Origin of the sequence: Microbacterium sp. MYb62 (genome assembly GCF_002979475.1) — a bacterium.
Classification (GTDB): Bacteria; Actinomycetota; Actinomycetes; order Actinomycetales; family Microbacteriaceae; genus Microbacterium.
This window is the reverse complement of sequence record NZ_PCOY01000009.1, coordinates 47,281-65,981: the sequence shown is the minus strand read 5'-3', so window position 1 is coordinate 65,981 and position 18,701 is coordinate 47,281. Positions and strand designations below refer to the sequence as shown.

The window sequence follows — 18,701 nt, the reverse complement described above, 5'->3', positions numbered from 1 at the left end:
GAAATGAGCACGAAGCTGAAGGAGGCTCAGGACAAGGTCCGCGAGCTCTCGCAGAAGGCCCTCGCCGTGGCCGAGAACCACGGCGGCCTGTACAAGTCGTTCGCCGAGCAGAAGGCGGCGCTCGACCCGCTCGAGGCCGACATCAAGACGGCGACCGAGGAGGTGCAGAACCTCGAGGAGATCGAGGCGAAGCGCAAGCAGTTCGCCGCCTCCGCAGGCGGCGGAAGCCTCGACAACGCGGCAGCCGACGAGCGGTCCGAGGCGGTCGCGAAGTCGTTCGGCCAGCAGTTCGTCGAGTCCGCGGCGTACAAGTCGCTCATCGAGCGCGGGCTGAAGGGCAGCAACTGGGCGTCGGGAGACGTCGAGCTGAAGGCACCGCTGCTGGAAGGCACCGTCGGCGCACCCGGCGGCGGCTACCAGGTCAGCAACCAGGCCGCCGTGCAGAGCGGCATCGTCGAGCAGCGGTTCCGTCAGCTGACGATCGCCGACCTGTTCCCCTCGGGCAACACGACCTCACCGCTCATCCGGTACCTGGTCGAGTCCGTCGTGACCAACGGCGCCGCAGCGGTGCTCGAGGGCGGCGTCAAGCCCGAGTCGGCGCTGGCCTTCACGAAGGTCGACGAGGTGCTCCACAAGATCGCCACGTTCCTGCCGATCTCGGACGAGATGCTCGAGGACTGGGCGCAGGCCCTCTCCTACATCGACGCCCGCCTCACGCTGTTCGTGAAGCTCGCCGAAGAGGCGCAGCTGCTCAACGGTGACGGCACCGGCGCCAACCTCGTCGGCCTGCTGAACCGCCCGGGCCTCGCACCCGCCGTGGTCCGCGGCACCGCGCCGTCGGCGGCGGACGACAACGCGATGGATGCCATCTATCGCCAGATCACCCGCATCCGCACGACGCAGTTCCTCGAGCCCGACGCGGTCGTCATCGACCCGCTCGGCTGGGAGGGCATCGTCCTGTCGAAGAACGAGATGGGTGCGTACTACGCAGCCGGTCCCTTCGTGCAGGAGGCCACCCCCTCGCTGTGGGGCAAGCGCGTCGTCAGCACCCCCGCCATCGCGGAGAACACGGCCCTCGTGGGCGCGTTCGCTCAGGGCGGCCAGGTGTTCCGCAAGGGCGGCATCACCGTCGAGGCGAGCAACAGCCACGCCGACTACTTCCAGAAGAACCTCACGGCTCTTCGCGCGGAAGAGCGTCTCGCGCTGGCCGTCTACCGCCCCGGCGCCTTCGGCCAGGTCACGAACCTCCAGGGCGCGTGACCCACGGGAGCGCCCGGCCAAGCACGGCCGGGCGCTCCCCGATCTGAGGAGAAGATCCCATGAGCATCAAGATCGAAGACGAGGTCACCACGCCGGTCAGCACGGGCGCGGTCGAGTTCGACGGTGGCCCGGTGACGACGAAGCTCGTCGCCGACAACCGCAGCACGGATGCGGTCAAGTACGTCGCACCCGGCACGACCGAGATCACCTACCCGGCCGAAGCCGTCGTCGCCTTCGGCGGCAGCGACGAGCCGGTCGTGACGAGCGTGTCGTGGCTGTCCGACGTGCAGACGAAGCCCGTCACGGCACCGGAGATCCCGGAGCCGAAGCAGGCACCCAAGCGCGCGCAGACGAAGCGCGTGACGAAGTCCACCAAGAAGGCCGCAGCCGACAGCGCTGCAGCCGAGTAGGGAAGGGGCCGGGGATGGATCCGTTCGCGACCAAGGAGCAGATGGCCCAGCGTTCGCAGGGTGCCATCCCCGCCTCAACCCCCTTCCTCGACGACGAGCTGAAAGCCGCCAGCGCACTCATCCGCGGCTATTGCCGGTGGCACGTCGCGAAGCGCGAGGCCGGTCTCGTCTACCGCGCGCGGACGCGATTCCGTGAAGAGGTCTGGCTGCCGGCGATGCAGATCGCGTCGCTGGAGGAGGTATCGATCAACGGCATCGCGGTCACCGACCCGGCCGCGATCGACTTTGACCCCGCCACGGGGTGGGTGAACATCCGGTCCACGGCAGCCATCATCAAGTTCACCGCCGGTTATGAGGTCGTCCCCGCCGACATCGTGTCCCTGACTCTGCAGATTGCCGCGCGCGCCCTCGGATCGCCCCTCGGCTTCGTCCGTGAGCAGGCGGGCGGCGTCGGCGTCACGCACTCACAGATCACGTCGAACGTCGCCGGGGGATCAGTGCTGTTCCCGCACGAGATGGCGCAGCTCGACGCATACAAGATCGGGTGGATGGCATGATCACCGGCGCAGTCGCGCGGCACACCATCGCCCGCGAGCGGCCCGCGATGGTCGACGACAACCGCGGCGGCACCGAAGCGGACTTCACCGGCGTCGAGCCGGTCGACCTCCCGGGATGGGCGCTCGATGCGGGGAACACGCTCGCTGACGAGCAGAACCGCGACGGCGCACTCATCCAGTGGACCGCGCGCGGACCGTACGGCGCCGACGTCGAACGCCACGACCGCATCACCGTGTTCGGTGATCAGTTCCAGATCGACGGCGCTGTCCGCCGACAGCCGGGACCGAGCGCGACGACGTCGCACACAATCCTGCTGCTGAAGATGTGGGAGGGCTGATGCCGATCAAGAGCGTGCGGATCAAGCTGAACCGCGCCGGCGTGCAGCAATTACTCACCTCGCAGGTGGTCACCGACGACCTCACGAAGCGAGGCGAGCGCATGGCGGCCGCAGCCGGCGAGGGCGTCGAAGCGACCACCACGCGCAACCGCGACCGCACGGTCGTGTTCGTCCGCACTGAGACCTTCGACGCCATGCGCGCCGAGGCCGAAGACCGGACCCTCACACGCGCTATCGACGCCGGGAGGTGAGCACCATCGAGCTCCTCATCCCCGCCGACGTCGAGGTAGCCAGCCTCGACCACGTGTCCCTGCACCTGCCCGACCACGGGTTCCCGAACGTCACGAAGGCGAAGGGCACCCTCGGCACGAAACTGCCGAAGAAGAATCCGAAGCCGCCCGAGTTCGGTCGACTGTTCTCCACCGGTGGCCCGCCTCGCGACCTCGTTACTGACTCGCCGACCTTGGTGGTCGAGGGGTATGCGGAGCAGGAGCAGCGTGCACGCGATCTGTGCGCGCTGATGGTCGCGATCATCGAAGCCGCAGGCCGTTCGGGCATGCTCGGCACCGAGATCGTCTACCGCGCTCGAGCAACCTCCCTTCCGGGGAATCTGCCGCACCCGCAGGTGCCGAGCCACTTCCGTTTCACCGCCATGATCTCCGTCGACCTCCGCAGGAAGACGGCCTAGGTTCCTCAACCCGCACCGCCCGACCGGGCGGCGTTTCGTCATGCCTGAAAGGGGCACAGCAATGGGAGTCAACTCCAAGGACGTCTTCGTCGGCGCCCCAGATCAGCAGGTCACCGGTGCAATCCTCACCGGCCCCGAGACCGACGTCATCCCCGAGACGATCGACGACTTCGTCTACACCGGTCTCGACGACTCCGGCTACGTCGGCGAGGACGGCGTGACAATCACGCCGACCGAGTCGACCGAGTCGATCCGGGACTGGTCGCTCAAGGTCATCCGCAAGGTGCTGACCGAGTTCGACGCGACCCTCGCGTGGGCGCATCTCGCGCTCGACGAGTTCTCGCTGAAGAACTACATGGGCGACGACAACGTCGAGGTGACGGCCGCGACCGCGACGAAGGGCACGCTAACGCGTGCAGCCATCGCTGGCGAGGCCCGCCCGACGAAGGCCTGGTACTTCAAGATCAAGGACGGCGACCGCCGCGCCGTGGTCTTCGTGCCGCACGGCCAGGTCACCGAGCGCGGCGAGATCGCTCTGCTCGCGTCCGCTGCGATCACTCTCCCGGTGACCCTGACGACCTACCCGGACACCGCGGGCAAGTCGATCTACATCTACCTCGACGACGGCGTCGTCTCGGCCTGAGCTGAAATACCGGCGCGGCCGAGTGACGGGAACCCATTCGGTCGCGCCGCCCAACCCCCTCGGTTCCCAGAGAGCAGGTTCCCATGATGGAGAAGTTTCACCACACGTTGCCCGACGGTCACGAGCTCGTGCTCCCGCGCTTCGAGAACGTCCCGGTCGGAGTGATCCGCAAGGCGCGACGCCTCGACCAGGCAGATCAGGTGTTCACGATCCTCGAAGAGATCATGTCGCCCGCCGACCTCGAGCATGTCGACAAGCTCGACCGCTCCGAGTTCAACGTGGTCGTGCGTGCGTGGCGCGAAGGGTCGTCGATCGAGCCGGGGGAATCTTCGGCCTCCTCGACCTCGTAGACGAGCATCAGGAGGCCATCGAGTTCGAGCTGCTCGTCATCGGCCGTCGTCTCGCCGAGCTGTCGACGGCGGCGCTCTCCTGGCGTGATCTGTTCGTGCTCGTGCGCCGCTGGCAGAAGACACCCGGTAACGCGTTCGCTGCCGTGATGCACGGTGGTGAGGTGCCGTCCTGGTCCGAGCAGGTGCTCGCGGTCATCGTCGACATGCTCAACGGCATCGCGTTCATCCTCCGCAAGGGCAAGGGATCCCGACCGAAGCGCCTTCAGCGCTGGTGGGAGAAGCGCAAGCAGCAGAAGTTCGGTCGCGAGCCGATCCCGCTGTCGAAGTTCGACGCCTGGTGGGAGTCCGCCAGCAAGAAGTGATCGGGGGTGTCGGATGCCTGAAGGTGTCGAGCTCGCAACCGCATGGGTCCGTCTGGTCCCGACGGTCGAGGGCATCACCGAGCAGCTGACCAAGGAGTTCGCACCGGCCGAGCAGGCCGGTGCGGACTCCGGCAAGAAGGCGGGATCTGCCTGGTCGGCTCAGGTCAAGGGCGCGATCGGCGTCGCCGCGATCGGCACCGCTGTCGTCGGAGCGTTCAAGGGGCTCTACGAGGTCGGCGCCGTCTTCGACGACGTCACCGACACGATCCGCGCCGGGACAGGTGCGCAGGGCGAGGCTCTCGACGGGCTCGTGCAGGTCGCGAAGAACGTTGGCACCTCCGTGCCCGCATCGTTCGATCAGATCGGCGGCACGGTTGCCGATCTCAACACCCGACTCGGTCTGAGCGGCGAAACCCTCACGACGGTCGCAGCTCAGTACCTCGAAGCCGGACGCATCCTCGAGCAGGACGTCGACATCGCAGGCACGACGGCCGCGTTCAACGCTTTCAAGGTCGAGGGCGACGCAGTGTCCGGCGCGATGGACACTCTGTTCCAGGTGTCGCAGGCCACCGGTGTCGGCATGAACGAACTCGCCTCCGGCGTGCAGTCCGCGGCGCCCGCGCTGCAGAACCTCGGCTTCACGTTCGAGGACTCCGTCGCGCTGATGGGCTCGCTCGACAAGGCGGGTCTGAACAGCCAGCAGGTGCTCGCGTCTCTGTCGAAGGGGCTCGTCACTCTGGCGAAGGACGGCGAGGAGCCGCAGGCCGCGTTCGAGCGTGTCACCGGTGAGATCCAGTCGTTCGTCGATCAGGGCAACACGGCCGCCGCGCTCGACCTCGCCTCGCAGGTGTTCGGCACCCGCGGCGCATCCCAGTTCATCGGAGCGCTGCAGTCCGGCGTCGTGAACCTCGAAGACATGCAGGCCGCCGTAGGCGCGACAGGGGACACGATCCTCGGCGTCGCCGGCGAGACGGCGGATGCCGCCGAGCAGTGGCAGATGCTGAAGAACAAGGCACTCGAAGCGCTCGAGCCCATCGGCTCCGCGATCTTCGGTGCGCTCGGCGATGGCCTGTCTTGGGTGAACTCGCTCCTCGACGGCGCCGACTTCTCCGCCTTCGCTGAGTTGCTCGGCTACCTGTCACCGCTGAGTGTGATCTTCCAGGCGATCCAGCCGCTGCTCCCGCAGATCATGGGCGTACTCGGTCCGGCGCTGCAGTCGGTGATGTCGGCCATGCTGCCCGTGCTGCAGACCGTCGTGGGCGTGTTCTCCGAACTGCTCGCGACGATCCTGCCGCCGCTGCTGCCGATCATCACGATGCTCGCCGATCTCATCGGCCAGGTGCTGCTCGCGGTCACCCCACTGCTGCCACCGCTGATGATGCTGATCGAAGCGATCTTCCCGATCCTCGGCGCCGTCATCACCGCACTGATGCCCATCTTCGAGGGCGTCGTCAACATGTTGAGCACCATCCTCATCCCCGTGGTGAATATGCTCGTCGATGTCCTCGCGGGCGTCATCGAGTTCCTTACCGGCGTCTTCACCGGCGACTGGGAGAAGGCATGGGGCGGGATCCTCTCGATTTTCGAGGGCATCTGGAACGGCCTCGGCGACATCTTCATGGGCGTGCTGAACGGCGTCATCGACCTCATCAACGGCTTCCTCGGCAGTCTCAACGAGGTCGGCAACTTCGTCTCCGACGTGACCGGCGGAACGATCTCCTTCGAGGTCGGGAAGATCCCGCATCTCGCCGACGGAGCGACCGTGCTCCCGCGGCGCGGCGGCACGCTCGCGGTGCTCGCTGAGGCGGGCCGCCCGGAGTCTGTCGTGGACACAGGGCTGCTGAACCGGGCGCTCGAGGACGGGATCGCTGGTGGGGCCGGTGGCGGGACTCAGGGGCCGCTGGTGGTCGTGAATCCTGCACCGCGGATGGATGAGACCACGATCGGTCTCATCGCCGCGCAAGAGATCAACAAGCAGCTTCGGGGGTGACCTGTGCGCGGTATTCGAGGCGCGATGATCGCTGGCCGGACCTTCCATGGTGACTACGCGCGCAGCGTGGTGAAGAAGGGTCTGTTCCTCGACCCGGACGGGATCAAGGGGTGGTTGGGCGGGGGGACGTGGCGGCGCGAGGAGATCGCGAAGCCGAACGGGTTCGGGGCGTTCAACCTGCCCGGCCAGCTCCCGCAGAAGGTCATTCCGGTGTCGGGGTCGCTGATCGTCCACGACCGGTTCGACCTGGCCCACGAGATGAAGGTGCTGTCGGGGATCCTCGGCGACGGGCTCGCACACCGGATGTCCGTCGTCGACCACGACGGCACGACGTTCCGTGACGTCGGGTTGGCGATCTCCCCGGACATCGTTGAGGTCGACGCGATCACCGCCCGATTCACGATGTCCGTGTGGGCCGCGGACCCGCGCGCGTACGGCGAAACGAACTACATCCCCGCCGGTGGACAGGCCGTCCACTACGGCAATGTCGCAGCGTTCCCCGTCCTCACCGTGAGGGCGACCACGACGATGGCCGGGTACACGATCCTCGGCCCGGGCGGGAAGCAGTACGTCGTCACGCAGACCCTCCCGGCGGGGTCGACCGCGCAGATCGACATGCGCACCGGGTGGATGACGCGCGGCGGCGTGCAGCAGCTCGGCGCTGTCGCACGTGCCGACACGTGGAGCATCCCGGGCGGGCAGCCCGTGACGCAGACGCTCGTCCCCGCATCCGGGACCGGTGTCCTTACCGCCGAGGTGATCGACACGTTCATCTGAGAGGAGACGCCGTGGCCTGGTCGCACGTGATCTGCAACACTCTGACCGGGGAGCGGATCCTCCCCGTGTTCCCTTCCGGCGGCCAGTGGGCCACTGGACTGAACGGGAACATCGGCGCCGGCAGCCACCCCTTCCAGACCCGCGACGGATCGCTGAGCGCCGCGACGTGGCGAAGCCTGATGGCGCCATGGTCGCGGACACTCGTGTCCTGTTGGGATGACGTCCCGCAGCACGCGGGAATCATCATGGGCCATGAATACAACGCCTCCAGCGGGATGCTTATTGTTAGCCATGCGGAGTTCCGGTCGGTGTTCTCGCGCCGACTCGTGACATCCGGTGCGACCTACACGCCTTCGGGAGCATTCGCCGTTGCGGGGAAGTCGCTGCGAGGGCTCGCTCGTGCGGTGATCGCGCGGTACACGTCGGGGATCGGCGCCGGTTTTGACTTCCCCGTGGCGCTCCCGGCTGACGAGGCGGGCAGCGAGTCGCGGCGGTGGCCGTTCTACGAGTTCGCCACCGCCGAGGATCTGCTATCGGAGATCGAGAAGGCCGATGGCGGGCCTGACATTTACTTCCGGCCACGATGGTCCCCGACCACAGGCCGACTCGAATGGGTCGCCGAGATCGGGTCGCCGACGCTCACAGGTCCCGCTGTCGAGTGGGTAGTCGGTGCTGAGGATGCCGCGATGATGGGCGTCGCGCAGCGCACCGACGCGACGAAGACGCTGACGGGAATCGTCGCGCTCGGCAAAGGATCCGAGCAGGACATGAAGCTCGGATTCGCTGGCGGTCTCGGGACGTTCCCCGTGTGGCTCGACGCCACCCGGTCGTACAAGTCCATCGGCGTCGCGACTCAACTGGACGCCCGAGCGCTAGGCGAGCTGCGGTCCGTGGAGAAACCCACAGTGCAGATGTCCGTGAGGGACATCCCCGCGGGACTGGCGTTCCCGAATCTGCGCGTCGGCTCGCGGCTGACGCTGCTGGTGTCCGGTGACACGTTCCTTGACGACGGACCCCGCGCTCTCCGAGTGATCGGCCTGTCGGGTGGGGTCGGGGAGACGATCGGAGTGCAGGCGATATGACCGCGATCGATGACCTCAACGACATCAAGGCCGAGCTCAGCGGCCTGAGGCAACGCGTGCGGGAGCTGGAAACTGGGACGCCTCAACAGTCGATGTCGATCACCGAAGGGCGGATGCGCTTCATCGGTGGGCTGCTGCGCATAGACTCCGGTGGCCGCGTCGAGATCGTGGGTTTCCTCCAGATACAGGGGCAGGCTGACATCATCGGTCCCGTGACGATCTCGGGAGACACTCACTCGACCGGTGAGTGGACGCAGGTCGGACCCTGGCATCTGAACGGCGACGGCTCGATCGCGGGCGACGTCGACATCACGGGTGACCTCAACCTGCTCTCGGACCTCATCGTCTCCTCGCTCGGTCGGATCAAGGTCGGCGGCATGACATTCGATCCGAGCATCGCCGGAGGGGCAGTCACCTTCCCCAATGGCGCTCAGGTCTTCACGAACGGTTCCACGATCCAGGTGTACCTCGGGAACGGAGTCGTTCAGGTGAGCGATTCCGAGGTGAAGATGCAGCTCGGAGGTACCTCGCTGCGGCTGACGTCGGGGCACATCTACGGCGCAGGCATGGCGACGAAGTCGGTCGCGTCTGTGCCAGGCGGCTTCCTGAACGCGATCGTCTACGACTCGGGCGAGTGGAAGCGGTTGATCTAGGCGAAGGCCGGGCAGTACGAGAGGATCGCCCCGCCCATAATCGCGCTGGTGTCGTAGTAGCCGCCGGTGGATGGGTGGGCCGTCTCGCCTTCCACGACTCGAACATCTTCCAGTGCGACGCCTGATTCGAGTTGACGGCAGGCTTCGTGGCCGGCATCGATCAGCTGCTTATCGGTGGCCCTCGGGATCTGCGTCTCCGGGAGTAGGGTCTTCCGGACGTACGCGAGGAACGCCGTGTCCGGATCGCTGATCTCAGGGGGCGCAGTCTCGGCGCTGAGCGGCGCGGCGCTTTCCACCGGCGAGGCAGATTCGGTCGCCGCAGGTGCTGCGCGCTCGTCTCCCGACCCTGGTGTCGTTCCGGCGCATCCTGTCAGAGCTACCGCTACTAGTGCCGCCAGAATGGCGGCTGTTACCTTGGGCATGTCGATCCTCCAATGATCGGCGTCTGGCCCTCATCAGTTACCGCTGATGGGGGCCTTCTTAGTGCCCGGAGTCTACCGCGATCATTCGATCGCATGGAAGGGGTCCGGAATGGCTCTGGTCACGTTCAAGCTGAACACCTACGCGATGGCGAAGATGACTGGCTACTTCCCGCGGTTGCGGTTTCAGCCGACCACGGTGTCGACGCTCACCGGCGGGGGTAACTCGTACCTGTTTCCGACGCAGTCAATCTCGGTGGTGATCGCTGCGGACAACGAATCGTGCAGTGCGAACCTTGCTCCGTCGTCGTGGACGAGGCCGAACGTCTTGTACCGGCTCATCATCGAATGGCTGGATGCGGCGGGGAACTTCTCATACCAGGACGTGCTCCCTTGGCTGCTTTTCGTGCCGCCCGCAGGAGGCACGCTGGACGAACTCCTCGCGTTGCCCTCCAATCCGTACCAGGCGTACATCGGCGACGTTCCGCCCAATGAATGGACACCACCGATCCCGACAATCCCGGGTACGTGGTGGCTCGATTCCGATCCGGAGTCTCCGACCTTCGGGCATCTGCATGAGTGGGAGTGACACATGGTCTGGGTAGACAAGCTCAACATCCGCGGTCCCGAAGGTCCCGAAGGTCCCGAAGGTCCGCAGGGACTGCCCGGCGCGGGTGCTGTCCCTGCCGATGCTGCGGTCGCCGGATACGTGGGCACTGCGGGAACTTCTGAGACGCGGACGGCACTCGACGCGCGGTACGCCCGGGTGCTCACACCCGAGCAGTTCGGCGCTGTTGGCGATGGGATCGCCGACGACACCACCGCCCTGCAGGCGCTCCTCGCTGCTGTGCAAGATGGCGACACGATCCTCGGTCGTGCGGATGGGCGGTACCTGTTCACCACGAACCTGAATCTCACCGGCAAGGACCGGTGGGAGTGGTCCGGCGGAGTGTATCTCTTCGCCTCTCTGCAGGTGGGAATCAAGGGATCCGTCGTCGCGATCCGCCTGAACCAGTGCGACGACGCGTGGATGCACGACATCCGTGTGGAGAGCCTGACGCAGGCTCAGCAGCACAACGGCGTCAGCGTGGAGAACAGCGTCGGAACGGTCCTCGAGCGGGTCGTTGCATATGACTTCCGTTGGGTCGGACTCGGTGTGAGCGGGAGCAGCCGCGACGTGACCTTGGTGGACTGTCAGGGGCTTCGCTGCTACGTAGGCGGGTTCCTCAACTCGACCACCGCCGGGGTGAAAATCCGCGGCGGACGTTACTCGTCCGAGTGGTCCAAGACGCAGGAGTTCATCGACAAGGGTGGCATCTGGGACCCCACGTCGCTCTACTACGACGGCCTGATCGTCGGCGGCAACGAGTGGCTCATCGACGGTGTCACGCTCGATGACAACGGGCAGTCCGGCGTGTACGGAGGCGGCGGCAACTTCGGTGGCGTGGTCTCCAATTGCGTCGTCACCCGCAACTGGAACAAGGGCATCGACTTCGGCGTCGTCGGCGCGGTCACCCCGGAGAACGCGATCGATCAGCTCGTGTTCTCCGGCAACACGGTCAAGGGCAACAAGACGGGCGACATCCACCTGTCGGATGCCACTCGCTGTCTCATCATCGGGAACCGTGTGGAGACGACTGAGCCGACGTTCGGGATCGGCCTCAACGGTGCATCGCAGGGGAATACGATCCTCGGAAACCGCATCCGGTCGACTGCAGCCAACGCCGCGATCTTCGTCAACACGACCGCGACCGGCAACCACGTGCTCCACAACCCGGTCTCGGCATCGACGGCGTATTCGGTGAACGCGGCGGCCAACGTCCTCACATCCCTGACGGGCACGACCATCTCCCACAAGAGCGCACTCACCGTCGATCTCGCGGCGAACAGCGGGTTCGAGGGACGGCTTGCGCTCTCGGTGACGGCCTCCGCTGACAACACCTACGCGCAGATCGCATCGAACATGCCGGTTCGGTTCGCCGATGGTGGCGGAGTCCGGAAGCAGATCCAGGTGGGCGGTGTGCAGTCGACGGCACCGATCATCCCTCAGGGTGGCAACACGGCATCGCGACCAACTATGGCCTCGGGTGGTGACTTCGGAGCGTTCTACTTCGACCTCACGCTCGGGAAGCCGATCTTCTGGAACGGCACCGTCTGGAAGGACGCTGCCGGAGCGACTGTCTAGCTGGAGATCGAGGCGGGCTCGGGAGACTTCTTCCGGGTCCGCTTCGCTGGCAGATCCTTCAGCCGCATCGCCCACTTCTCGACGCCGTGCCAGGAGCACCACGCGAGTATCGCCGCACCGACCAGAGACAGGGCGATGTAGATTGCGAGCTTGTGCTGCAGTCCGGCCGCGCCGAGCACCTGCTGCACGGGCCATCCGTAGAGGTACAAACCATATGAGTAGTCGTTCTTCGCGCCGACGCGGTGGAACCACTGAGGGAGCGCGGTAGCGACCCAGATCGTCGCGTAGATGAACGCGGGGATGCCGATGAGATGGAACCCGCCGAACCACAGCGTGATGATGAGGACGACGCTCGAGCCGACTCCATACGTGTGCCGGAGCGGGATGCGCTCGCTGTATACCGCCGCGGTCGCTCCGAGCATGAACACCCATCCGAGGGTGACCATCTTGTCGTCGAACAGCGGCACGACGGAGACGGCGGCTCCGGACGTGATGAGCGTGGCGATCTGCAGGATCCCGAACACTCCCGCCACGACGGCGACCATGAACCGGGCGCCGCTGAGGATGCCGAAAGCGGCCAGTGCGCCGATCATCACGTAGCAGAGCAGCTCGTATGACAGGGACCACAGCGAGCCATTGACAGCCCCGGCGAGGCTCGGGTTGCTCGGGGATACTCCGAGCGGCACGGGGGCGAAGAGGTCGTGGATATCCCATTGACGAATCCAGAGCGTCGCGTTCTTCACCACGTAGCCGAGCGGCCCGTTCTCGCCCGTCCAGAAGTCGCTGAGATCGCGACCGGCGGATGCCCAGACGATCGGCGAGATCACGAACGCCGAGACGACAAGGGCTACCCAGTAGGCCGGGTACAGGCGGAGGACGCGGTGCCAGGCGAAGCGGCCGGCGCGGAGTCGTGCTGCGGACTTCGTGACCACGTAGCCGCTGATTCCAAGGAACCCATATACGGCGAGCAACCCGATGTGGACCTGACCGTTCCACCAACCCCAAGAGGGGTCACCGCCGCGCCCGCTTAGCGGGAACGCGTGGGACACGATCACGGCTGCGGCGAAAACGAGGCGGAGCGCTCCGAAGGAGTTCTGCTTTCCGTTCAAGCCGTCGCGGATCGAACGGACGTCTGATTGCACATCGAGACTCTATCGGCTCACAGATGCCCCCCAACACCTGACCCCCAACCCACGAAGCCCCGGTCACAGCGCCGGGGTTTCGTCATGAAAGGACCCATCATGGGCTACCAGCGTCCGTCCGCCACGTCCGCGATCTCCGACTCGTGGCAGGGCCACAAGAACCGCCGGCCCCCGTCGCAGGAGCCGGGCACGGACTACCCGTGCGCCTACGGGTCGAGCATCGTCGCCCCCTTCGACGGCACCGTCGCCGAAGTGAAGACCTCGAGCAGTGGGGCAACCGGCCGATTCGTCACGATCGACTTCGTCGACGGACGCCGCGCCCGCGCACTGCACCTTTCCCGGGTGCTGGTCAGCGCCGGGCAGAAGGTCACGCGCGGCCAGGAGATCGCGAAGTCCGGTGCCTCGGCGAACGGGCGCGACTGGGGCGTCGGCGCTCACGTGCATGAGACGCTCTTCCCCTCACACCGGTACGTGTTCGGGCCGAACGGGACGCTCGACTTCGAGCGGTACGTCGGCGCCGGCGGATCCGCATCGTTCGTCCAGGTCGTCGCCGACCGGCAAAACTATCTCAACGCGGCGCGGGGTGAGCGGCTCGTCGTCGACGGGCTGTTCGGCGCGGCCACCCGCGACGCGATCAAGCGCTACCAGACGTACCTCAAGAGCCGCGGCTGGTACACCGGCGCGATCGATGGCGACTGGGGTGCAGGCACGCAGGCCGGGCACGACAACGCGTACGCCGAGTGGGTGCGCGCCACGCAGGCGCCGCCCGCACCGCAGTTCCACACGGCGACCGTCGCGGACATCGCATCCCTGCCGAACACCCGCGGCCTGCAGAAGATCGCCCGGCTCTACGGCTACAAGGGCGCCTTCGACAACCAGTTCGGGGCCAGTTCGCGGGCGGGCATGCAGGCGTTCCTGAACCACAACTACGGTGGGTCGCTCGCCGCCTGGCTCCGCGCCAAGTGGGGCTACGTCGGCAACGACCAGTGGGGGCCGGTCATGGCCGCCGCTGCGACCCGCGCCGACACCGCGAACTGGGCGGCGCTCTGATGCGCCGCGGCAACATCCAGCACGGGCGGAAGCGGCGGATGCCGTGGAGCGTGCGCGCGCCGATCATCATCCTTGCTCTTCTGATCCCGGTCCTGGTCTGGGAGCTGACGCTGTTCGGGGGTGCCTGATGGGTCGACTGTGGCGTGCGTCGATCTGGCACCCGGATGCCATCCCGCCTGACGAGTGGAAGTACCGCTCGCTGAAGCGCATCTGGCTCCCGGTGTATGACCTGATCGCGATCGGCGCGGGAATCTGGGCTGCCCTGTTCGGATCTCCCGTGCTCCACGAGCTCTTCGACGAGCCACTCATCGACACCATGGGGATCCTCCTCGCGGTCGTGTCGACGGTCTGCCTGCTGGGCGTCGCGTTCCCGCGGCTCTGGCAGTGGGAGATCTGCGGGAAGGCGCTGCTCGTCGGGCTCCTCGCGGCCTACGCGGGGGCGGTGGTGCTGTTCCGCGCGAACCCCACCGCGTCCGCAGGCTTCGTCGCCTTCATCATCGTTCTCGCGCTGCCTCTCCCGATCTTCCGCCTGGCGCTGCTGGGTGAGGAGATCAAGGAGCGGCGAGAGGAGGGCGCCTGAATGGATGCGCAGACGATCATCGCCATCATCGGCGCCGCTGCGCTCGTGTTCGGCGGCATTCTGACCTTCCTCGCCACCCGCGGAAAGACGAAGACCGACGCGAAGACGGCCCTCGACGCACGCATCGACGCACGTGTGAGCGAGCAGCTCGAAGGCGCATGGACCGAGATCACCACGCTGAAGGCCGACGTGGCGACGCTCACCGAGAAAGACCGCCTCAAGTCCTCCGCGTTCGCGCGCATCCTGCGCGCCATCGCCCGCCAGTGGCCCACCGACCACGGCCCCGACCTCGACCCGTCCGACATCGCACTGATCGAAGACACCATCCCGCCGACGTGGCTGCGCCGGCCCCGCACCACCATCGAAGGAGAACCCACCCCATGAACAAGATTTGGTTCCCGCTGCAGCGGGCCATCCGCACTGCTGTGCAGGTGATCGTCGGCGGCGCGGCCGTGCTCGCGACGGTCGTGATCGTCGCGCCACAGATCATCGACGCCGTCGCCGACGTCGTGCCCGGCCCCGTCATCGCCTGGGCGACCGCCGCGATCGCGACCCTCGCCGCGGTCAGCGCCGCGATCGCGCGCGTGATGGCGATCCCCACCGTCGACGAGTGGCTCCGCAAGTTCGGCGCCGGCTCCGCACCCACCGGCGCAGTCGCCTTCCGCGGCCCTGACGGAAACGCCACCGGCCTCACCCGTCGACAGTGGCGCGCGATGCTCGACGGCGCAGACACCGGCACCGACGACGCTGCACAGCTCCGCAACGCGATCTCTGACCACAACGGTCGCATCGGACTCTGAAACGAAGAACCCCCACCCGGCTTCGGTCGGGTGGGGGTTCTTCGTCGTTTCAGGCGGTTCGGACGTAGAGCATCTGCCAGCCTTCCGGGACTTGCGCCTCGAGCGCGGCCATGTCGGCGGCTTCGATCTCCCGGAAGCCGTCGCGGCGTTCGAACTTCCCCTCGACGGAGCGCACGGACTCACCGGTCTTCATCGTGGGCTTGGCGGACACGAGGTCCCACCCATCAGGTGCCTGTGCGTGGAGCTGTGCACGGACGTCCGCGATGTCTTCGCCTTCGAGCGTGATGGCGTGCTTCTCGACGGGGCGGATGAGTCCAATGAGCATCAGGCCAGCCTAGGACGCGGCGCTGCTGTGCAGGAGCACGCCGGGCGTCGTGTGGTGGGGTGCTACGCGGCGGCGTTGCCCGAGTGCGATCGCATCCGCCATGTCGAGAGGGAGGGCGCGGAGCGCCTCCGTGAGCGTGCTCGTGTACTCGTCTTCGTAGTAGCCGATCCAGCTACCAGCCTCGGCCGCGAGGAGATCCAGGCGGTCTCCGGCTGTGGCGTAGAGCTCGGCGATCACCGGGTCCGGGTCGTCGGTGTAACGGTTCCTTGACATGACGGTGCTGATGTCGATGCTGAGTATGACGTCGGGGTGCAGGCCTCGTGAGGGCATGGCCGGGTGTTCCTTCCCCCGGCCGAGAGGTTCGATTCTATGTCGCGGCATCCGACATCGCTGTCGGTGGTCGGTGGCAGGATCGGTGACCGTGACGCCTGCTGACATCCTCGCCTTCGAAGCTGCCCACCCTGTTCACACGCCCTCGAAGGAGGAGCGGATCCGCCGAGAGCTCGGCATCACCCCGACGCGCTACGTCGTGTTGCTCGGGCGCGCTGCTGCCTCGGCCGACGGGATCAGGGCGGACGCGATCACTGCTCGACGCGTCCGCGATCGGGCGACGACGCGCGCTGCCGAGCGGGTGCGCAGGACTGCGGCCTGATCCGCAGAACCGCCTCGTGGATCCATGGTTTAGTCATGGTTTTGAAGACGTACATACCTGTACCTGGATGTACCGCTTCGACGGAAATCACGCGAAAGGTGCATGCAAGTACAGGCACGTACAAGGCATCCTTCAAACGGGGGTTACGGGTTCGAGTCCCGTAGTCGGCTCCGCACACGAAGGCCTGCACCCCTTGGAAACACTGGGGATGCGGGCCTTTGTCGTATCTAGGCGAGGAGTGCCGCCCACGATTTGCCCACACTCTGCGCCGGGCTGCGGCCTCGAGGTTCGCAGAGACGGAGCTTGGGGAATTGCGAAGGACGTCGGTGAGCCTAGAGTCGCGGTGTGACAATGACGGTGCCGTTTACTTCACTCCCCCTCTCGCAATCTGACGTCTCATATGGCTACGGACCCGATTCGGTTCCGCGTCCTGGAGTCGCTCCTGGTGTAGTAGAGGAACTACTGCTCGAGAACAGCGAACGGTTCCCTGGCACTCAGCGGAAGATCTGGATACATTCCCCCGCTGGCCACTCGCGAGACATGTCCAGTGCTGTGATGTTCTTCAACGACGGCTGGTGGTACCTAGATCCAGAGGCAGCGGTGCGGGCTGCGATCGCTCTGGACAACCTTGCCGCGGACGGCTCAGTGCCGCCGATGATCAGCGTTTTCGTGGACCCTGGGACGATCGACGTAGACGGGGCGGTCACACCGCTGGCGTATCGTTGGCTCCGTGCAGCCCCGACGTGAACCCCGAGGATGGGTGGTTTCTCTGCCCCTCCTGCTCGGCATTCCTGTCGGCAGTCTTCTCGGCATGGGGATCGGCGCTGCTGCCGGCGACCCGGGCCTCGGTGCCGCGATCGGGTGCCCTGCGGGCTTGATGATCGGCTTGATCTGGACCATCATCTGGGAGCAGTTGCGCCGCCGCGAGAGGGTCTGACGCCTCTACGCCTTCCTGCTTCACCGACACCACGGATTGGCGTCGCGTCGGCACGCGAGCACGTCGTCGGCGTGCGTACGCTGCGAGGGGAGAAGCGACGAGCAGTCTCCGGAATGGCCTAGCTGATTCCCAGGCCGTAGGTGAACCAGACCATCATCCCGAGGGCGAAGAACAGCACGGGGCCGCCGATCAGCAGACACAGTGTGACGATCGCGGGGCGCTTGCGCTCGCGACGCACCAACGAAGCAATCGCGAGACCAGCCCCGATGAGGTACGAGCCGACGCCGAGCACTCGGGCGGCGACGGAGGCGAACGCACCGCCGACCAGTCCGCCGCTGAAGGTGAAGAACAGGACCAGCGCCCACATCGCGACGACCGTGATGAGCGCGGCACGTCCCAGTCGGGGTCGTGGTCCCAGCGGCTTCAAGGGGAGGTCGACCATGCGCTCACACTATCAACGTGTTCGGAAGGTGACGGTGGCCGCTTCGATCTCCTCGCGGAGGCCTTCCAGGGCGATCACGTCGTCTTCTGATCCTGGATGGGGCGCCATGAACCACCGCGCATACTCCTCGATCTCCACCAGCCGCCACTCCAGGTCGAAGAGCTCGAGCAGGTCCGTATCGACCGTGAAATCCGTTCGCACGCTCTCCGGTAGATCGCGAAGGTCTCTTTCCGGAGGAGCGATGGCGAGCGTCTCCCAGTCGACGAGACGCAGCTCGTGATCGTCGAGGAACTGGTTCGCATGGTGGGGTTCCCCGTGGGTGGGCACCCAGCGGTCGCGTCGGCTGCGTGCGTGGGCGATCAGCTCGGCATACCGCTTCTCCCAGTCGTGGAGGTCGGCACGAGCACCGGAGATCGTTCGGTGGGCATCGCTGGACAGGGGGCCGGCCGTCCACGGCGCGGCGAGTCGGGTCGACAGTCGTTCGGCGAATCCGGGTGCGACCCGGGGGAACCACTTCGGCGCGCTGGGAGGCACCGGGCTTCGATGCAGTTCCGCTAGTAGGGCGGCGACCCGGTGCGCATGAGGCGAAGCGCACGCTTCCGTCTCGTCCGGTGACCGTCCCTCCAGCCATGGCGTCACGCTCAGCAGCCCGCTGCCCGTAGACACCGCGACCTCTCCTGAGCGGGTGAGACGGGGGAGGACTGCGCCGCCGAAGCCCCCTTCGGCGAGCTCGAGGACACCTCGATAGGCAGCCCGGATCAGCGGCGCGGTGCGAAACCCCGATGGCACGTCGAGCGTGGCGAACAGCACCGGGCCGGACGATCCGTCGATGCGCCAGTGGTGGGCACCGAAGCCGACCGGAAGGTATGTCGCCTGCGCGGCATCGGGCGCCCATGTCGACCGGACCGCCTGAAGCACCTCGTCGGCGCTCGGGCCCTCCGGCGGTGTGTGCATCCTGTCATCCTGCCACGGGCGGATTCAGAACAATCGTGAGTGCCGGAAGCATCAGCGATGGCGAAGGGCTCCTCCGAAAGCGTCCGATCGCGCAAGGCCAGGTTC

29 protein-coding genes are annotated in these 18,701 nt (G+C 66.5%); 23 read left to right on the top strand and 6 right to left on the bottom strand.

Translation table 11 applies throughout. From position 1 onward, the window contains the following. Window positions 1-3: 3 nt before the first annotated feature. The 13 genes from CQ042_RS11165 (at window position 4) to CQ042_RS11105 (ending at window position 9,110) form a co-directional block, all read left to right on the top strand. Window positions 4-1,260, top strand: coding sequence for a phage major capsid protein (locus CQ042_RS11165; RefSeq protein WP_105670557.1), 1,257 nt, complete (start codon window positions 4-6; stop codon window positions 1,258-1,260). Window positions 1,261-1,319: 59 nt separating this feature from the next. Beyond that, on the top strand, window positions 1,320-1,670 hold the full coding sequence (locus CQ042_RS11160; protein WP_105670556.1) for a hypothetical protein: 351 nt from the start codon (window positions 1,320-1,322) through the stop codon (window positions 1,668-1,670). Window positions 1,671-1,684: 14 nt separating this feature from the next. Next, window positions 1,685-2,227 (top strand): hypothetical protein, encoded by a 543-nt coding sequence (locus CQ042_RS11155; RefSeq protein WP_105670555.1) that lies wholly within the window; start codon window positions 1,685-1,687, stop codon window positions 2,225-2,227. Further along, window positions 2,224-2,565, top strand: coding sequence for a hypothetical protein (locus CQ042_RS11150; RefSeq protein WP_105670554.1), 342 nt, complete (start codon window positions 2,224-2,226; stop codon window positions 2,563-2,565). The genes CQ042_RS11155 and CQ042_RS11150 overlap by 4 nt, the downstream gene beginning before the upstream one ends. Next, window positions 2,565-2,816, top strand: coding sequence for a hypothetical protein (locus CQ042_RS11145; RefSeq protein ID WP_105670553.1), 252 nt, complete (start codon window positions 2,565-2,567; stop codon window positions 2,814-2,816). Before CQ042_RS11150 ends, CQ042_RS11145 begins: the two co-directional genes overlap by 1 nt. Further along, complete coding sequence (locus CQ042_RS11140) at window positions 2,813-3,253, top strand: hypothetical protein (protein ID WP_105670552.1); 441 nt, start codon at window positions 2,813-2,815, stop codon at window positions 3,251-3,253. The genes CQ042_RS11145 and CQ042_RS11140 overlap by 4 nt, the downstream gene beginning before the upstream one ends. A 61-nt stretch (window positions 3,254-3,314) precedes the next feature. Further along, the gene (locus CQ042_RS11135) at window positions 3,315-3,896 is read left to right on the top strand and encodes a hypothetical protein (protein ID WP_105670551.1); all 582 of its coding nucleotides are present in this window, start codon (window positions 3,315-3,317) and stop codon (window positions 3,894-3,896) included. Between the two features lie 83 nt (window positions 3,897-3,979). Continuing rightward, window positions 3,980-4,246 carry a hypothetical protein gene (locus CQ042_RS11130; protein WP_105670550.1) on the top strand — a complete coding sequence of 89 codons (267 nt, stop codon included), beginning with the start codon at window positions 3,980-3,982 and terminating at the stop codon, window positions 4,244-4,246. After that, window positions 4,189-4,608 (top strand): hypothetical protein, encoded by a 420-nt coding sequence (locus CQ042_RS11125; RefSeq protein WP_105670549.1) that lies wholly within the window; start codon window positions 4,189-4,191, stop codon window positions 4,606-4,608. The genes CQ042_RS11130 and CQ042_RS11125 overlap by 58 nt, the downstream gene beginning before the upstream one ends. Window positions 4,609-4,621: 13 nt before the next feature. After that, entirely contained in the window at window positions 4,622-6,598 is a 1,977-nt protein-coding gene (locus CQ042_RS11120; protein WP_105670548.1) for a phage tail tape measure protein, read from the top strand. A gap of 24 nt (window positions 6,599-6,622) precedes the next feature. Beyond that, on the top strand, window positions 6,623-7,375 hold the full coding sequence (locus CQ042_RS11115) for a hypothetical protein (protein WP_105670547.1): 753 nt from the start codon (window positions 6,623-6,625) through the stop codon (window positions 7,373-7,375). Window positions 7,376-7,386: 11 nt separating this feature from the next. Further along, a complete protein-coding gene (locus tag CQ042_RS11110) occupies window positions 7,387-8,457 on the top strand; it encodes a hypothetical protein (protein WP_105670546.1) in 1,071 nt (356 codons plus the stop codon). Further along, window positions 8,454-9,110, top strand: a complete 657-nt coding sequence (locus CQ042_RS11105) for a hypothetical protein (protein WP_105670545.1) — start codon at window positions 8,454-8,456, stop codon at window positions 9,108-9,110. The genes CQ042_RS11110 and CQ042_RS11105 overlap by 4 nt, the downstream gene beginning before the upstream one ends. Here the strand turns inward: CQ042_RS11105 and CQ042_RS11100 are convergent. Beyond that, window positions 9,107-9,532, bottom strand: a complete 426-nt coding sequence (locus CQ042_RS11100) for a DUF732 domain-containing protein (RefSeq protein ID WP_105670544.1) — start codon at window positions 9,530-9,532, stop codon at window positions 9,107-9,109. The genes CQ042_RS11105 and CQ042_RS11100 overlap by 4 nt on opposite strands. 109 nt (window positions 9,533-9,641) lie before the next feature. Here CQ042_RS11100 and CQ042_RS11095 point away from each other — a divergent pair, with 109 nt between their 5' ends. Together CQ042_RS11095 and CQ042_RS11090 are read left to right on the top strand one after the other, a co-directional pair. Then, entirely contained in the window at window positions 9,642-10,118 is a 477-nt protein-coding gene (locus CQ042_RS11095; RefSeq protein WP_105670543.1) for a hypothetical protein, read from the top strand. 3 nt (window positions 10,119-10,121) lie between these two features. After that, window positions 10,122-11,714 (top strand): right-handed parallel beta-helix repeat-containing protein, encoded by a 1,593-nt coding sequence (locus CQ042_RS11090; protein WP_105670542.1) that lies wholly within the window; start codon window positions 10,122-10,124, stop codon window positions 11,712-11,714. Here CQ042_RS11090 and CQ042_RS11085 read toward each other — a convergent pair. Beyond that, on the bottom strand, window positions 11,711-12,856 hold the full coding sequence (locus CQ042_RS11085) for an acyltransferase (protein WP_105670541.1): 1,146 nt from the start codon (window positions 12,854-12,856) through the stop codon (window positions 11,711-11,713). The two genes, CQ042_RS11090 and CQ042_RS11085, sit on opposite strands and share 4 nt — an antisense overlap. An 84-nt stretch (window positions 12,857-12,940) precedes the next feature. Between CQ042_RS11085 and CQ042_RS11080 the strand changes: the two genes are divergently transcribed. The 5 genes from CQ042_RS11080 to CQ042_RS11065 are packed head-to-tail and all read left to right on the top strand — an operon-like array spanning window position 12,941 to window position 15,286. Then, window positions 12,941-13,906, top strand: a complete 966-nt coding sequence (locus CQ042_RS11080; RefSeq protein WP_105670540.1) for a peptidoglycan DD-metalloendopeptidase family protein — start codon at window positions 12,941-12,943, stop codon at window positions 13,904-13,906. Next, window positions 13,906-14,034, top strand: coding sequence for a hypothetical protein (locus CQ042_RS20705; RefSeq protein ID WP_258132231.1), 129 nt, complete (start codon window positions 13,906-13,908; stop codon window positions 14,032-14,034). Before CQ042_RS11080 ends, CQ042_RS20705 begins: the two co-directional genes overlap by 1 nt. Continuing rightward, window positions 14,034-14,486, top strand: a complete 453-nt coding sequence (locus CQ042_RS11075) for a hypothetical protein (RefSeq protein WP_046748378.1) — start codon at window positions 14,034-14,036, stop codon at window positions 14,484-14,486. The genes CQ042_RS20705 and CQ042_RS11075 overlap by 1 nt, the downstream gene beginning before the upstream one ends. After that, complete coding sequence (locus CQ042_RS11070) at window positions 14,487-14,870, top strand: hypothetical protein (protein WP_105670539.1); 384 nt, start codon at window positions 14,487-14,489, stop codon at window positions 14,868-14,870. Beyond that, window positions 14,867-15,286, top strand: a complete 420-nt coding sequence (locus tag CQ042_RS11065; protein WP_105670538.1) for a hypothetical protein — start codon at window positions 14,867-14,869, stop codon at window positions 15,284-15,286. The genes CQ042_RS11070 and CQ042_RS11065 overlap by 4 nt, the downstream gene beginning before the upstream one ends. Window positions 15,287-15,335: 49 nt before the next feature. Here CQ042_RS11065 and CQ042_RS11060 read toward each other — a convergent pair whose 3' ends face one another. Together CQ042_RS11060 and CQ042_RS11055 are read right to left on the bottom strand one after the other, a co-directional pair. After that, complete coding sequence (locus CQ042_RS11060; protein ID WP_105670537.1) at window positions 15,336-15,611, bottom strand: hypothetical protein; 276 nt, start codon at window positions 15,609-15,611, stop codon at window positions 15,336-15,338. A 9-nt stretch (window positions 15,612-15,620) separates the two neighbouring features. After that, window positions 15,621-15,941 (bottom strand): hypothetical protein, encoded by a 321-nt coding sequence (locus tag CQ042_RS11055; protein ID WP_181157541.1) that lies wholly within the window; start codon window positions 15,939-15,941, stop codon window positions 15,621-15,623. 91 nt (window positions 15,942-16,032) lie between these two features. Between CQ042_RS11055 and CQ042_RS20470 the strand changes: the two genes are divergently transcribed. The 3 genes from CQ042_RS20470 to CQ042_RS20465 all read left to right on the top strand — a co-directional run bounded on the left by CQ042_RS20470 (window position 16,033) and on the right by CQ042_RS20465 (window position 17,200). Further along, window positions 16,033-16,263, top strand: coding sequence for a DUF3263 domain-containing protein (locus CQ042_RS20470; protein ID WP_181157540.1), 231 nt, complete (start codon window positions 16,033-16,035; stop codon window positions 16,261-16,263). A 555-nt stretch (window positions 16,264-16,818) separates the two neighbouring features. Further along, window positions 16,819-17,010, top strand: a complete 192-nt coding sequence (locus tag CQ042_RS11045) for a hypothetical protein (RefSeq protein WP_146115380.1) — start codon at window positions 16,819-16,821, stop codon at window positions 17,008-17,010. Between the two features lie 13 nt (window positions 17,011-17,023). Further along, window positions 17,024-17,200, top strand: a complete 177-nt coding sequence (locus tag CQ042_RS20465; protein ID WP_181157539.1) for a hypothetical protein — start codon at window positions 17,024-17,026, stop codon at window positions 17,198-17,200. Between the two features lie 118 nt (window positions 17,201-17,318). On the opposite strand, the gene CQ042_RS11035 is transcribed toward CQ042_RS20465, so the two are convergent. Together CQ042_RS11035 and CQ042_RS11030 are read right to left on the bottom strand one after the other, a co-directional pair. Next, window positions 17,319-17,642 (bottom strand): hypothetical protein, encoded by a 324-nt coding sequence (locus CQ042_RS11035; RefSeq protein WP_105670533.1) that lies wholly within the window; start codon window positions 17,640-17,642, stop codon window positions 17,319-17,321. 12 nt (window positions 17,643-17,654) lie between these two features. Continuing rightward, entirely contained in the window at window positions 17,655-18,596 is a 942-nt protein-coding gene (locus CQ042_RS11030; RefSeq protein ID WP_105670532.1) for a phosphotransferase, read from the bottom strand. Between the last annotated feature and the right edge of the window lie 105 nt (window positions 18,597-18,701).

Coding starts and splice junctions, on each gene's coding strand:
- CQ042_RS11150 (WP_105670554.1), top strand. CDS start 2,224: ATGATCACCGGCGCAGTCGCGCGGCACACCATCGCCCGCGAGCGGCCC.
- CQ042_RS11055 (WP_181157541.1), bottom strand. CDS start 15,941: ATGCCCTCACGAGGCCTGCACCCCGACGTCATACTCAGCATCGACATC.
- CQ042_RS20705 (WP_258132231.1), top strand. CDS start 13,906: ATGCGCCGCGGCAACATCCAGCACGGGCGGAAGCGGCGGATGCCGTGG.
- CQ042_RS11070 (WP_105670539.1), top strand. CDS start 14,487: ATGGATGCGCAGACGATCATCGCCATCATCGGCGCCGCTGCGCTCGTG.
- CQ042_RS11135 (WP_105670551.1), top strand. CDS start 3,315: ATGGGAGTCAACTCCAAGGACGTCTTCGTCGGCGCCCCAGATCAGCAG.
- CQ042_RS11090 (WP_105670542.1), top strand. CDS start 10,122: ATGGTCTGGGTAGACAAGCTCAACATCCGCGGTCCCGAAGGTCCCGAA.
- CQ042_RS11035 (WP_105670533.1), bottom strand. CDS start 17,642: ATGGTCGACCTCCCCTTGAAGCCGCTGGGACCACGACCCCGACTGGGA.
- CQ042_RS11075 (WP_046748378.1), top strand. CDS start 14,034: ATGGGTCGACTGTGGCGTGCGTCGATCTGGCACCCGGATGCCATCCCG.
- CQ042_RS11160 (WP_105670556.1), top strand. CDS start 1,320: ATGAGCATCAAGATCGAAGACGAGGTCACCACGCCGGTCAGCACGGGC.
- CQ042_RS11030 (WP_105670532.1), bottom strand. CDS start 18,596: ATGCACACACCGCCGGAGGGCCCGAGCGCCGACGAGGTGCTTCAGGCG.
- CQ042_RS11080 (WP_105670540.1), top strand. CDS start 12,941: ATGAAAGGACCCATCATGGGCTACCAGCGTCCGTCCGCCACGTCCGCG.
- CQ042_RS11145 (WP_105670553.1), top strand. CDS start 2,565: ATGCCGATCAAGAGCGTGCGGATCAAGCTGAACCGCGCCGGCGTGCAG.
- CQ042_RS11115 (WP_105670547.1), top strand. CDS start 6,623: ATGATCGCTGGCCGGACCTTCCATGGTGACTACGCGCGCAGCGTGGTG.
- CQ042_RS11095 (WP_105670543.1), top strand. CDS start 9,642: ATGGCTCTGGTCACGTTCAAGCTGAACACCTACGCGATGGCGAAGATG.
- CQ042_RS11060 (WP_105670537.1), bottom strand. CDS start 15,611: ATGCTCATTGGACTCATCCGCCCCGTCGAGAAGCACGCCATCACGCTC.
- CQ042_RS11120 (WP_105670548.1), top strand. CDS start 4,622: ATGCCTGAAGGTGTCGAGCTCGCAACCGCATGGGTCCGTCTGGTCCCG.
- CQ042_RS11065 (WP_105670538.1), top strand. CDS start 14,867: ATGAACAAGATTTGGTTCCCGCTGCAGCGGGCCATCCGCACTGCTGTG.
- CQ042_RS11100 (WP_105670544.1), bottom strand. CDS start 9,532: ATGCCCAAGGTAACAGCCGCCATTCTGGCGGCACTAGTAGCGGTAGCT.
- CQ042_RS11165 (WP_105670557.1), top strand. CDS start 4: ATGAGCACGAAGCTGAAGGAGGCTCAGGACAAGGTCCGCGAGCTCTCG.
- CQ042_RS11155 (WP_105670555.1), top strand. CDS start 1,685: ATGGATCCGTTCGCGACCAAGGAGCAGATGGCCCAGCGTTCGCAGGGT.
- CQ042_RS11105 (WP_105670545.1), top strand. CDS start 8,454: ATGACCGCGATCGATGACCTCAACGACATCAAGGCCGAGCTCAGCGGC.
- CQ042_RS11130 (WP_105670550.1), top strand. CDS start 3,980: ATGATGGAGAAGTTTCACCACACGTTGCCCGACGGTCACGAGCTCGTG.
- CQ042_RS11045 (WP_146115380.1), top strand. CDS start 16,819: ATGTTCTTCAACGACGGCTGGTGGTACCTAGATCCAGAGGCAGCGGTG.